This is a genomic window from Polynucleobacter ibericus (genome assembly GCF_018687955.1).
GTDB lineage: Bacteria > Pseudomonadota > Gammaproteobacteria > Burkholderiales > Burkholderiaceae > Polynucleobacter > Polynucleobacter ibericus.
The window spans coordinates 404,838-417,510 of record NZ_CP061309.1 but is presented as its reverse complement, the minus strand read 5'-3'; the positions used below and the strand labels follow the sequence as shown (position 1 = coordinate 417,510).

Annotated in this window: 16 protein-coding genes and 2 tRNA genes; 3 read left to right on the top strand and 15 right to left on the bottom strand. The window is 45.6% G+C overall.

What is annotated here, in order from left to right:
• Positions 1-17 precede the first annotated feature (17 nt).
• The 5 genes from rplI to AOC20_RS02250 all read right to left on the bottom strand — a co-directional run bounded on the left by rplI (position 18) and on the right by AOC20_RS02250 (position 2,708).
• Complete coding sequence (gene rplI / locus AOC20_RS02270; RefSeq protein WP_215361102.1) at positions 18-470, bottom strand: 50S ribosomal protein L9; 453 nt, start codon at positions 468-470, stop codon at positions 18-20.
• 13 nt (positions 471-483) lie between these two features.
• On the bottom strand, positions 484-756 hold the full coding sequence (gene rpsR, locus AOC20_RS02265) for a 30S ribosomal protein S18 (RefSeq protein WP_011902267.1): 273 nt from the start codon (positions 754-756) through the stop codon (positions 484-486).
• A gap of 13 nt (positions 757-769) precedes the next feature.
• Positions 770-1,069: a primosomal replication protein N gene (gene priB / locus AOC20_RS02260; protein ID WP_251371550.1), complete on the bottom strand. Its 300-nt coding sequence runs from the start codon at positions 1,067-1,069 to the stop codon at positions 770-772.
• A 53-nt stretch (positions 1,070-1,122) separates the two neighbouring features.
• Complete coding sequence (rpsF, locus tag AOC20_RS02255) at positions 1,123-1,497, bottom strand: 30S ribosomal protein S6 (protein ID WP_215361101.1); 375 nt, start codon at positions 1,495-1,497, stop codon at positions 1,123-1,125.
• Between the two features lie 134 nt (positions 1,498-1,631).
• Positions 1,632-2,708, bottom strand: a complete 1,077-nt coding sequence (locus tag AOC20_RS02250) for an asparaginase (RefSeq protein WP_215361100.1) — start codon at positions 2,706-2,708, stop codon at positions 1,632-1,634.
• A 59-nt stretch (positions 2,709-2,767) separates the two neighbouring features.
• Between AOC20_RS02250 and lexA the strand changes: the two genes are divergently transcribed.
• Positions 2,768-3,487, top strand: a complete 720-nt coding sequence (gene lexA, locus AOC20_RS02245; protein WP_215361099.1) for a transcriptional repressor LexA — start codon at positions 2,768-2,770, stop codon at positions 3,485-3,487.
• An 80-nt stretch (positions 3,488-3,567) separates the two neighbouring features.
• Here the strand turns inward: lexA and AOC20_RS02240 are convergent, their stop codons facing one another.
• The 5 genes from AOC20_RS02240 to uvrC form a co-directional block, all read right to left on the bottom strand.
• Positions 3,568-4,029 carry a hypothetical protein gene (locus tag AOC20_RS02240; RefSeq protein WP_215361098.1) on the bottom strand — a complete coding sequence of 154 codons (462 nt, stop codon included), beginning with the start codon at positions 4,027-4,029 and terminating at the stop codon, positions 3,568-3,570.
• An 84-nt stretch (positions 4,030-4,113) separates the two neighbouring features.
• Positions 4,114-4,187, bottom strand: a tRNA-Cys gene (locus AOC20_RS02235).
• Between the two features lie 49 nt (positions 4,188-4,236).
• Positions 4,237-4,312: transfer RNA gene (locus AOC20_RS02230), tRNA-Gly, on the bottom strand.
• 116 nt (positions 4,313-4,428) lie between these two features.
• Entirely contained in the window at positions 4,429-5,004 is a 576-nt protein-coding gene (gene pgsA / locus AOC20_RS02225) for a CDP-diacylglycerol--glycerol-3-phosphate 3-phosphatidyltransferase (protein ID WP_215361097.1), read from the bottom strand.
• A gap of 29 nt (positions 5,005-5,033) precedes the next feature.
• Positions 5,034-6,944, bottom strand: a complete 1,911-nt coding sequence (gene uvrC, locus AOC20_RS02220) for an excinuclease ABC subunit UvrC (protein WP_215361096.1) — start codon at positions 6,942-6,944, stop codon at positions 5,034-5,036.
• On the opposite strand from uvrC, the gene earP reads away from it, so the two are divergent.
• Together earP and efp are read left to right on the top strand one after the other, a co-directional pair.
• Positions 6,943-8,013: an elongation factor P maturation arginine rhamnosyltransferase EarP gene (earP, locus tag AOC20_RS02215; protein ID WP_215361095.1), complete on the top strand. Its 1,071-nt coding sequence runs from the start codon at positions 6,943-6,945 to the stop codon at positions 8,011-8,013. The genes uvrC and earP overlap by 2 nt on opposite strands.
• Before the next feature lie 87 nt (positions 8,014-8,100).
• Positions 8,101-8,661 carry an elongation factor P gene (efp, locus tag AOC20_RS02210; protein ID WP_114637212.1) on the top strand — a complete coding sequence of 187 codons (561 nt, stop codon included), beginning with the start codon at positions 8,101-8,103 and terminating at the stop codon, positions 8,659-8,661.
• Between the two features lie 72 nt (positions 8,662-8,733).
• On the opposite strand, the gene nagZ is transcribed toward efp, so the two are convergent.
• The 5 genes from nagZ to era are packed head-to-tail and all read right to left on the bottom strand — an operon-like array spanning position 8,734 to position 12,655.
• On the bottom strand, positions 8,734-9,813 hold the full coding sequence (nagZ, locus tag AOC20_RS02205; RefSeq protein ID WP_215361094.1) for a beta-N-acetylhexosaminidase: 1,080 nt from the start codon (positions 9,811-9,813) through the stop codon (positions 8,734-8,736).
• A gap of 30 nt (positions 9,814-9,843) precedes the next feature.
• Positions 9,844-10,236, bottom strand: coding sequence for a holo-ACP synthase (gene acpS, locus AOC20_RS02200; RefSeq protein ID WP_215361093.1), 393 nt, complete (start codon positions 10,234-10,236; stop codon positions 9,844-9,846).
• A 29-nt stretch (positions 10,237-10,265) separates the two neighbouring features.
• Complete coding sequence (gene pdxJ / locus AOC20_RS02195; RefSeq protein WP_215361092.1) at positions 10,266-11,009, bottom strand: pyridoxine 5'-phosphate synthase; 744 nt, start codon at positions 11,007-11,009, stop codon at positions 10,266-10,268.
• A gap of 12 nt (positions 11,010-11,021) precedes the next feature.
• Complete coding sequence (gene recO / locus AOC20_RS02190; RefSeq protein ID WP_215361091.1) at positions 11,022-11,756, bottom strand: DNA repair protein RecO; 735 nt, start codon at positions 11,754-11,756, stop codon at positions 11,022-11,024.
• Positions 11,757-11,761: 5 nt separating this feature from the next.
• A complete protein-coding gene (era, locus tag AOC20_RS02185; RefSeq protein ID WP_251373132.1) occupies positions 11,762-12,655 on the bottom strand; it encodes a GTPase Era in 894 nt (297 codons plus the stop codon).
• Between the last annotated feature and the right edge of the window lie 18 nt (positions 12,656-12,673).

Here is a 12,673-nt window from a genome sequence, read left to right as displayed (position 1 = left end):
ATTTACAGTTCTAAAACTTAAGCTTGCTCGCCAACTACACGAATAGTGATGTCTGCAACTACGTCGGTATGAACAGCAACCGCTACAGGGTGATCACCAACCATTTTCAATGGGCCAGTAGGCATGCGAACTGAAGACTTCTCAATTGTGAAGCCTTTAGCTTTCAAAGCATCAGCGATGTCATGGTTGGTTACAGAACCAAACAAACGACCGTCAACACCTGCTTTTTGACCAATTTCAAGAACCAAGTCCTTGAGCTTGATGCCAACAGCTTCAGCAGCAGCCAATTTCTCAGCAGCCAATTTCTCTAACTCAGCACGACGTACTGCAAAGTCAGCAATAGCTGCTTCAGTCGCACGACGAGCTTTACGTTGTGGAATTAAGAAGTTACGAGCGAAACCGTCTTTAACGCGCACGATGTCGCCGAGGTTGCCCAGGTTTGTTACTTTTTCTAAAAGAATGATTTGCATTGAGGGCTCCTAATTATTTCTTGTGTTGATCGGAGAATGGCAACAAAGCCAAGTAACGAGCACGCTTAATAGCAGTGTCCAACTGACGCTGGTATTTAGCTTTTGTGCCTGTCAAACGAGCAGGAGTGATCTTAGCGTTTTCGCCAATGAAGTCCTTCAATGTATCTACATCTTTGTAGTCAATCTGTTCTACGCCAGCAACAGTGAAACGGCAATAACGCTTACGCTTGAACAATGGGTTCTGAGCTGGTTTCTTTTTGAAATCGGGTTTCTTTCCAAACGCCATGATGATTTCCTCTTTAATTTTTCAATTGAATATGGGTAATATGGAAAACAAGTCTTTGATTACGTAGAGTCTTGGGTGCTAAGAATCCTTCAAACACTGCCTCAGTTCCTAAATCCATTCGCTCTAGATCCTTTTGTATCGGACCGATTGTGATGGCTTCAACGTTCATCTGAATTTTCCTTGCCACTCCTACCTCGTTTGCTTGGCCGCTATGTTCTAGCTGGCAATGCATCACCGGTATTCCTGCTGGTGTAAATCGAATCGCGTCTTTAGATACCAAGATTGCAGTTAGGGTGAAATGATTCAACGCCACTCCGCTTCTCTGATACGTTTTCTAGTCTGTGTATTCCTCTTCAAATTTCTAACTTAGGCTGCCGCTACAGGAGCGTCGGCTTGAGCTGATTTACGTGCTTCTTCACGTTGCACTTCTTTCATCATGATAGAAGGCTCTGTTTCGGCTTTCTTAGTCTTGATGATGAGGTGACGCAAAACAGCATCGTTAAATTTGAACGCATGCTCGAGCTCTTCCAGGGTTTTCTGGTCGCACTCAATATTCATGCAAACGTAATGGGCTTTAGCAAGCTTGTCGATCATGTAAGCCATCTGACGACGACCCCAGTCTTCCATGCGATGAATTTTGCCGCCCGCAGCTGCTAATGTAGCTTTGTAACGATCGATCATTGCTGGTACTTGCTCGCTTTGGTCCGGATGGACGATAAAGACGATTTCATAATGACGCATCAAACACTCCTTAAGGATTAAGTCACCTGGGCGTCTTGCTAAGTTCTGATGGTTGTGAACCCAGCGCCAGTGTGACAAGGTAGTAACAAATTGTAGGTAAAACTTACAACACTTTTACAGCCGCTTTTCAGCGCTTACCGAATTACAGGCAAGACCGCTATTCTAGCAAAAAAATCCTGCCAAGTCAGGGATTTACCTGCTGCTTGGGCTTGTTTTTCAGCATTGAGAGATAACTGAAGAGCAATTCTGGCCCTGGGAGCTGTCAGACTGCCTGATGCCAAACATCCAACCATATCCTTTTCAGGAAGATTAGGCATGGTTTCGCCAGCCCCAGTTCTGGTGGTTCGCACCAAAGCAATTCCATGCTTTACCGCAGCAATCAGAGAATCCTTCCAGGCATCGTGAATGCTCCCCATCCCAGTACCAGCAAGAACCAGACCCTTTACCTTGGAATTCAGCCAATGGGTAATGGTCTCTGAACGAGCACCAGCATGACTAGTCAAAATTTCCACCCATGGCCATTCGTTTTCCTTTGGAATCGGCAAATCCTCAGTCCAGAGGGCCTGAACCGCCTTTACGCCGTATAGCCAGGATGGGTTAATGAGTCCAACCGAACTACTAGGTGAGTCCTGAATGGGGGCATTCAGGGCGCTACCGTGCCGTTTTGCAAGATCCATAGCCAAACAACCCCTGCCATCCATTACGGCATAAATACCGCCAGGGCAGTTATCAATTGGGGTTGAGGCCCAGCGAATGGCATCCAACAAGTTGGATGGTCCATCGGCCTTAGGCGCATTAGCGGGCAACATCGAGCCAGTCAAGATCACTCTTTTGCCTAAATCTTGAGCATATTTGCCACAAGTCAATTGCAGAAAGACCCCCGTCTCTTCCAGAGTGTCTGTTCCGTGAGTGATCACTACGCCCCTAACCAAGGTATTAGCAAGGGCTTCTCTCACAGCTTCGCCTAAAAGGGTCAGCAAGGGCTCCGTGAGGTTGCGGCTATTGATATTCGCTACCTGGCTGGAAACCAGCTGAATACTCTCGGGTACGGCAGATTGAATATGAGCTAACAAAGAGGCAACTTCCACTTGGCCAGCCTCATATTGCATAGGATTATCTGCCGGGCTTGGCGCTAGGCCGGCAATTGTGCCGCCCATACCTAAAACCAGAATATGGGGTGAAGTTTCAGGAGTATTTTGATGTGAACTCATACCCCATTATCCCCCTTAAATAACTTGATATCTCAAATACTGCTGTATACAATCCCAGTATGGACATAAACACAGTCGATTTTCCGGAGGAGCTGACTGCCCTCCCAAAGCTCACTCCACGTCAGAATGAAATTTTGGAGTTAATTACCAAGGCCATCGATGAGAGTGGTCTTCCACCCACTCGTGCAGAGATTGCCACGCAATTGGGATTCGCTTCCGCCAATGCAGCTGAAGAGCACCTTCGAGCGCTAGCCAAAAAAGGCTATATCGAATTAACACCAGGCACCTCTCGCGGCATTCGTATTCCACAACGATTTAATCAATCGCACAACAGCAATAAATATCGCCAACTGTCTTTACCCTCGGGTGCATTACAGCAACTCACGTTGCCCTTGATTGGAAGAGTTGCCGCTGGTTCCCCCATCATGGCTGTAGAACATATTGAGAAACATGTGCCGATTGACCCAAGCTTGTTTAGCAAAGGTGCTGATTACTTATTAAAAGTAAAAGGCATGAGCATGCGCGATGCTGGAATTTTAGATGGTGATTATTTGGCTGTGAGAAAAACAACTGAAGTTCGCAATGGAGACATCGTTGTTGCTCGCCTTGATGATGAAGTTACTGTGAAGCGTTGGCAGCAAAAGAAAACTGCGAACGGTATGATCATCGAATTACAAGCCGAAAATCCAGACTTCAAAAATATTTTGGTAGATGATCGCCAGCCGAACTTTGCGGTCGAAGGACAAGCTGTTGGTTTAATCAGGGCTGAAGGGCTTTAAGCTAGAGCCCCTAAAGCAAAAGGCCTCTGACAAGAGGCCTTTTTTATTTCCATCAATCAGCAGACTGATTGGCAATTTCCTTACTTACGTGCAGGAGCAACTACATTTGCATTTTTAGGTGATGAAGTAATAATAATGACTGATTTAGGGCCGCCTAATGAACCATCCACTACTTCAATCGTTGCAGTTCTATCGGCTTTTGTGAAAACCAAAATACTGGTTTTTGCTTTAACCGCTGTTACTGTAGTCCAACCATTCTTAGGATATTCAGACTGGAAGAATGCATAAACATCGGTAGCGCCTTGCAAGGCATTCACAACCGCTCTTCCAACCCATTCATTGCCACGTCCAATAATGATTGAATCAGTACCGTTTAATCGCGCACCTTGGGGTAACAACATGTCGCCTAGTAACTGGGTTTGCAATTCCTGGACTTCCTGTGGGGAGCCAGATGGAGAATCACCCGAGCTCGCGCAAGCGCCCAATAAAGCTGACAAAAACAGTGCTATCGCACTGACTTTAAGATTATTGGTAGTGATCATTTTTTGTTTTAGATGGTTAACAAATTTACTTAACTAATTTAAAAGCATTTTAGGTGATGCGCCTAATTCGTCAAGACAAATTGTTGGAGGCGCGTGAGGGAATCGAACCCCCGTACGAAGCTTTGCAGGCTCCTGCCTAACCACTCGGCCAACGCGCCATATACCCAAATCAAAAATGGGAAGCTTTTGAGGGCTTCCCATCGAACTTGGAGCGGGAAAGGAGGTTCGAACTCCCGACCTATACCTTGGCAAGGTATCGCTCTACCAGCTGAGCTATTCCCGCATAACAGGGCAGTAGTTTAACAAACAATCTACAAGAAAGCATTATTCCTTGTAAAACCTAAAATTTACTGTAATTCAATGGCCCTCAAAAGCTTAACTGGCTGGGCTTTGTAATGCCTAGTCGATTTTTCCAGCAAGCTGCGGCAAGGCTTTTTTCATGTAATAAAACATCGACCAAAGCGTTAAAAAAGAGGCAATCCAAATTAACCAGGTGCCCAATCGCGCGCAATTTAGCCAACCAAATAATGTGTCATTGAGCAATAAAAATGGGATTGCTACGAGTTGAGCAGTCGTTTTGAGCTTACCAACCATGTGAACCGCCACGCTTTTTCCAGCGCCTAATAACGCCATCCACTCCCTCAGAGCTGAAATAGTAATTTCTCGACCAATGATGATGAGGGCCACCCAAACTTGCACCCGATCCATATTTAATAAAACTAGCAATGCAGCAGCAACAATGAGTTTGTCTGCGACAGGATCTAAAAACTGTCCAAACGCCGATTCTTGTTTTAAGCGACGCGCCAAAAATCCATCTAACCAATCAGTAATGGCGGCAGAAATAAAGATGATTGCCGCAATCAGATTCTTCTCAAATGGAGTGAGCCAAGAATTTGGAAGATAAAACACCACCACTAGGAGCGGAATCGCTGCAACACGCAACCAGGTTAAGGCGATCGGTAGATTGAAGGGCATTTGCTAAGCATAAACTAAGTAGAGCAGCTCTAGTGAAGCTGGCGATATATCTGCTCAGCCAGCGTTAAAGAGACACCCTCCACACTGGCAATCTCTTCAACACTGGCATTGGCAACGCCTTTTAGACCGCCAAATCGCGCAAGCAACTTTTGACGACGCTTGGCACCGATACCCTCAATTTCTTCTAAGCGAGAAATCGTCCTTGCTTTAGCGCGTTTAGCCCGCATGCCGGTAATGGCAAAGCGATGGGCCTCATCCCGTATCTGAGCCACCAGTAGCAGCGCTGCACTATCGATACCCAATTCCAAAGGTTCGCGCCCGTCCGCAAAAATAATCGTCTCCAGCCCAACCTTTCGGCCCTCACCCTTGGCTACACCGACAATCAAACCAATATCCATGCCGAACTCAGAGAGCACTTGCCTTGCCATTTCAACCTGACCTTTACCGCCATCAATCAAAATGACCTGCGGGATTTTTTCCACAGGAAGCTCCTGAAAATTAGCGTAACGTCTGTGTAGTACTTGACGCATTGCTGCGTAATCATCACCTGGGGTAATGTCATTGATATTGAAGCGTCGGTACTCACTCGATTGCATTGCATTCTTCGCGTAAACCACACAAGATGCTTGGGTTGCTTCACCTGAAGTATGGCTAATATCAAAACACTCAATTCGCAACTGCTCAAGACTCTCTAGCTCGAGACTGAGTACATCAGCTAATGCGCGCGCTCTTGCTAACTGACCACCAGTCTCTACCAATCGCTTAGTTAAAGCAATCTTGGCATTACCTTCAGCCATTGCAAGCCAGTGACGTCTTTGCCCCTGAGGTTGATGTAAGAAAGTAATTTTTCTACCTGCTTGTGAATTTAATAGCTCATGCAAATCTTCAGGGGGAGATTCGCTTAACTGAGTTAGATCATCACTTGCTGATTGCAAAGCATGATTTAAAACCAATACAGGCGGAATTAAATTAGTACTTGTCTCATCTGCATGCTCTTCTAAATAATGCTGAGCAATAAAGGCTTCTAATATCTCTGTAGGAGGCGGTAACTCACCAGAAATAGTGCGTAATCCTTTGGGGAAATATGCCCTATCACCCAAGTGACGTCCACCTCGTACCATTGCTAAGTTGACGCAAACCATACCCTCCATTTGCGCAACTGCGATGATGTCAACGTCACCCTCGCCGTCAGCAACCGTGTCCATCGATTGCTGCTGTAAAACGCTAGACAAGTCTGCAATGCGATCACGCAATACGGCGGCCATCTCAAATTCCATTGATTCGCTATGCTTGTGCATTTCTTTTTCAAGCTCAGATAAAACTTGACTATGGTCGCCCTCTAGAAAACGGGTGGCTTGAGCCACATCTTGACCATACTGTTCAACACTCAGACGACCAACACAAGGAGCGCTACAGCGATGAATTTGATGCAATAGACAGGGACGACTGCGATTCTTAAATACCGAGTCCTCACAGGTTCTTAGGCGGAATACCTTTTGCAGAATCTGCACGCTATTCCGCACCGCCCAGCTATTGGGAAATGGTCCAAAGTAATGATTACGTTTATCAATTTTCCCACGGTAAGAAGCTAATCTGGGGAACTGATGCCCCGTTAACATGACATAGGGATATGACTTGTCATCACGAAACAGAATATTGAATGGTGGAGCCAACTCTTTAATGAGATTGTTCTCTAGAATAAGGGCTTCAGTTTCTGTCCGTGTTACCGTTGTCTCATAGCGGGCAATTTTGCCCACCATCAGCTCAATACGCGGTGATAACTGGGTGCGTTGAAAATAACTAGAAACACGCTTTTTAAGGTTGCGAGCTTTGCCTACATACAGAATATGTCCCGCTTCATCAAAAAAGCGATATACCCCCGGCAATCCGGGTAGCCGTTTAACATCCTGCTGAAGGGTTTCAAAAAGCGAATTACTCATGCGTTGGGATATTTTCTGTCAAATCGTCGATAACTATGGTGATGCTGGTGTTTGCTGGCGTCTAGCCCGAAGCTTATCAAGCATTCATGGGCAAGAGGTCCGTATTTTTTGCGATGATCTGCCAACCCTTAATTTACTCGCTTCGGGCGTAGATCCAGTTATTAAGCAAAGAATTGACCTGCAGCCATGGGAAGCAAGCTATACCAATGCCAGACATCCGGTACAGATATCCGATGTTGTGATTGAGGCTTTTGGATGCGACTTACCAGAACGCTATCTTGCAGGACTGTTTATTGCCCCCATTAAGCCCATCATCATTAACCTAGAGTATTTGAGTGCGGAACCTTGGGTGACCGAGTTTCATGGCAAGGCATCTCCTCAATCTCATGGTATTCCGAAGTATTTTTTCTTTCCCGGCTTTCAAGATGAAGCAGGCGGGCTACTGCTCGATCCCATTCCAGCAGAAGGTCATCTCACCGAGAAACAAATACCGAAAGACCTACAAGTCATCTGGTCGAAGATGCGTCCCAATGCAAAACGAATTAGCATCTTTTGCTACCCAGGAGCGCCTCTTAAAAAATGGTTAGCTGATTTAGCTAACCTTGGTGAAGATATTGATGTCTTACTTACCCATGGTCATGCAGAGCAACTCAATCTTTATGGAGCGCAGCCAATCTCTTTAACCAAAAATTTACAGTTGCTATCCATGCCATTCGCATGCCAAGATGAATATGACTGGGTGCTATCGCAATGTGATTTCAATATCGTCCGTGGTGAAGATTCTTTTGTGCGAGCCCAGCTAGCAGGCAAACCATTTATTTGGCATATTTACCCCCAAGAAGATCGCGCCCATGAAGTCAAATTAGCTGCCTTTCTGGATCTATATCTAGAGGATGCTAGTCAAGAATTAAGGCTTGCCACGATTGCGGCAATGACCTGGGCGATGCCAAACGTATGGTTCGATAGCTTGGGTATCTGGAATACACATGCCAAGCACTGGCGTGCTCATTTACTGGAAAAGCAAGCAGATGGTGGCTTGCCAGCGCGTTTAATCCGCTTTGTCGCCTAATCCCAAGCAATAAAGGCTTGCGGGCGGTTACAATCTTGTTTTTGATAAAAACTGCAGAAAATTAGCTCTGCCCCCAGGAATAGCAAGATGAAAACAGCACAAGAACTCCGCGTTGGTAACGTAGTAATGATTGGCACTGATGCCATGGTCGTTTTAAAGGCCGAATACAGCCGCTCTGGCCGCAACTCCTCAGTTGTGAAGATGAAATTCAAGAATTTGTTAACTGGCGCGCCAAATGAAGGTGTTTATAAAGCTGATGACAAATTTGATGTTGTGATCCTCGACAAGAAAGAATGCACTTACTCTTATTTTGCAGATCCAATGTATGTATTTATGGATACTGAATATAACCAGTATGAAGTTGAAGCCGAATTCATGGGTGATGCACTGAACTACCTCGAAGAAAGCATGCCTTGTGAAGTGGTGTTCTACGAAGGTAAAGCACTCTCAGTAGCGATGCCTAACTCATTAGTTCGTGAAATCATTTACACAGAGCCAGCAGTTAAAGGTGATACTAGTTCAGGCAAAGTATTGAAGAACGCAAAATTGGCTACTGGCTATGAATTGCAAGTTCCATTGTTCTGCAACACTGGCGACAAGATCGAAATCGATACTCGCACCGGTGAATATCGTAGCCGCGCTAACTAATTTGCAAATAGCTTGTTACGATGTAAAAAGCCCGGCATGCCGGGCTTTTTTATTTCTACGAATGAATTTAATTTACTCAACAATCAAACCTAGCTGTGAAAGCAAGCCTTTAGCGTGCTGATACTGGGCCTCATTTTGCAACTCGCCCCATGTTGGCGCTGGCGCTAATGGCATGAGACGATTTAACCGTGTTGCAGATTCCGCTTGTTTTGCTTTTGAAACTTTGAGTTTTGAGAGCAATTGATCGGCAAGATCTGGACGGTTGCAGATAAGCACTGCATCACAGCCAGCTTCTAAAGCCATCTCGGCACCCTTCACTACAGAGCCTGCAACGCTTGCGCCCTCCATTGACAGGTCATCACTAAAGATCACGCCTTCGAATCCTAATTCCTGGCGCAAGATAGAGTGCAGCCAGACCTTAGAAAAGCCTGCTGGGTTCTTATCCACCTTCGGATAAATCACATGCGCTGGCATCACGGAAGCCAAGCTGAGATCAAGCCACTCATAAGGCTTAGCATCATCATTTAGGATTTCTTTTAAGCTTCGTTCGTCCACTGGAATGGCTACGTGTGAATCAGCCTCAGCCCAACCATGGCCTGGAAAGTGCTTGCCACAGTTAGCCATCCCCGCAAGACGCAAGCCTTCGTTCAAACTTTTCGCTAGAGCAAAAACAATTTGTGGATCACGACTAAAAGATCGATCACCAATCACACCGCTTCGACCAAAATCCAAATCTAGAACTGGTGTGAAACTGAAATCAACACCACAAGCCCGTAACTCGGCTGCCAGCATATAACCACAAGCAGTAGCTGCCGCCATAGCGATCGCAGCAGACTCTGCAGGATGAGTAGAGTTGCTTTTAGCACTCCACAACTCGCCCAATTTGCGCATTGCAGGCAGGTGAGTAAAGCCATCAGTCTTAGCGCGCTGCACTCGACCACCCTCATGGTCAATTGAAATCAACACATCAGGACGTAATTTTTTAATCGCAGCGGTGAGTTTTGTGAGCTGCTGGCGATTAGCAAAGTTCCGGCCAAATAAAATGACGCCACCAGTTAAAGGGTGCAAGATACGGCGACGATCCTCAGCATTTAATTCCTGCCCAACTACATCTAATGTAATTGGGCCTGGATTCATGGTCGCTTTATTCATCTCTTCCTCTTTGTATATTAATTTCTGGAGTTATTTTTGCGTCACAATGACATGCGCAATTGCCATATCTTGTTCATCACTCACAGTGACGTGAGCTTCCCAATTTTTTTCTTGCATAAATAGAGCTAAAGCACCTAGGTATGAGGTGACTGGTTTACCGCTAGGCTCATTTAAAGTTTGGAGTGAGCGCCAAGTCATTGGCATTCTCATGCCTAATCCAATCGCTTTTGAAAAGGCTTCTTTCGCGGCAAAACGGGTTGCCAAGAAGGCAATACCGCGTTTGTGGTTTCTAGAGAGGCGGTGTTTGAATACCAGCATCTCATCAGGACCAAGAATTTTTTCGGCTAAGCGACCATTAGTGCGATCGTAAGCTGCTTGTAAGCGCTCAATCTGCAGAATGTCAGTGCCGATACCGATGATCATTGATGTCAGTAGTTTTTTGTTATTGATGCTTAAGCGCTTGCTCTACCCTGAATCATCAAGGCCTTCATATCAGTAATTGCTTTTTGCCAACCTTTAAATAAGGCCTCGGCAACAATGGCATGGCCAATATTGAGTTCAGATAATTGGGTGATAGCTGCAATAGGCATTACATTGCCTTCATGCAAACCATGACCGGCGTTCACCCTCATGCCAATACGCTTTCCAAAGATTGCAGCCTTACGAATACGCTCTAATTCTTTTACCTGCTCGGCACCGTCTAAATCGGCATAACGACCGGTGTGCAGCTCGACTACAGTTGCACCAACATCTTTAGCGGCTTGGATTTGCTTTTCCTCAGGGTCAATAAAAAGAGAGACCCGAATTCCAGCATCCATTAATTTCTTGGTAGCTGTTTTAACAGCATCAAAGTGACCTACCACATCCAAACCACCCTCAGTAGTAACCTCTTCGCGCTTCTCTGGCACTAAACATACATCGTGCGGTTTTACCTTGCACGCAATATCAATCATCTCAGGCGTTACTGCGCACTCGAGATTCATACGCGTTTTAATGAGTGGGCGTAAAGCCAATAAATCAGCATCTTTAATATGACGACGATCTTCACGTAGATGCAGCGTAATGAGATCTGCGCCCGCCTCCTCAGCCAAGGCTGCCGCTCTTAGCGGGTCAGGATAAACCGTGCCACGTGCATTACGCAAAGTGGCAACGTGGTCAATATTGATACCCAGTTCAATGGTTTGGGGGCTATTCATTTATATAGATTACTAGATTTTCTTCAAATCAATCAAAATCTGACGGGTTGTCAAAACCTGATCCTGTAAGTGCAAGCCGAGCAAAAAGCGCATTAATTGCTTACTCTCAGAAAGCGTTTCTGGGTCCGAAAAATCCCCGATAGCAATGGCTAACAATGATTTTCCTGTAAGTACTGGCCAATGCCCTGGATCATCCACCTGAACTGGACGAACTCCACGCTCTGGTTGATATACATACTGCTCATGTGCGATAGGCGATTCATTGGTTTCAACACAGCGGTCTAAAGCAGCTGCATAACCCGTCTCTTGGAGAAGGGATAACTCAAAGGGGCGCAGGATTTCTTCTAATCCTTTAGATTCAAATTCTAAATTAGATAAGGCGTTAATGGTTTCAGCATAGCGATCATAGAGCTTCTCGTAATCATCCTCACGCGCCAAAAACTTCACAAGTAATTCATTGAGATAGAAGCCACAAAGCAGAGCATCGCCCACCAATGAAGGCATACCTCCCACCCACTCTGACTTTGTTAAGGTACGTAACTCGGATTTACCGCTCCAAGAAACTAGGAGCGGCTGAAAGCGCTGCAAAACCGGACGCAATGTGGAGTGAGGACGCTTGGCGCCTTTAGCAATTAAAGCCATCCGGCCATATTGCCGAGTAAAGACATCCAGAATTAAGCTGGTTTCTTTATAGGGAATGCTATGCAATACAAAAGCAGGCTCGTCAGCAATGCGAATCGAGGCCATTGAATTTATTCCAGACCTTGAGCCCGCAATTCAGCTCGATCATCAGCCCAGCCGCGTTTCACTTTGACCCAAGTCTCCAAAAAGACCTTGCCATCAAAAAGCTTTTCCATATCGATACGGGCATCAGTAGAAATCTTTTTAAGACGATCACCCTTTTGACCGATGATCATCGCTTTATGACTATCCCGGTCAACCAAAATGGTTGCTGCAATGCGACGCATCTTGCCATCCATCTTAAATTGATCAATCACTACAGTGCTGGTGTAAGGCAACTCTTCGCCAGTGAAACGGAATACTTTTTCACGCAGAATTTCTGCTGCTAAGAAGCGCTCGCTACGATCCGTGATGGTATCACCATCATATACAGCCTCAGCTTCAGGCAAATAGCCTTCAAGCACATCCAATAATCTTTCGATATCGCCTGGGCTCTTGGCACTCATCGGCACGATTTCAGCAAACTCGCACTTCTGGTCCTCATGGCCGCCTAACTCACACCAAGGGCGAGCCATCTCTTTAATAAAACTCAGCAAAGCCTGGTCGCGCTCAGATGGAGTCTGAAAGCGGCTATTAAATAAATCCAACTTGTTTAACACCAAAACCACTGGCAAATCATCCGGAAGCAACTTCAATACTTTTTTGTCATCTTCGCCAAAGTAACCCGCCTCAACTACAAAGCACGCTACGTTGACATCCTGCAAGGCAGTTGTAACCGTGCGATTGAGTGCCTTGTTTAGAGTATTCATTAAACGTGTCTGAAAACCAGGCGTATCAATAAAGATGAATTGCGCTTCTTCGCGATTTTGAATACCTAAAATACGATGACGTGTCGTTTGCGCTTTACGAGAGGTAATACTGATCTTCTGACCAACCAAGGCATTCAGAAGAGTTGATTTACCCATATTAGGACGCCCAACAAT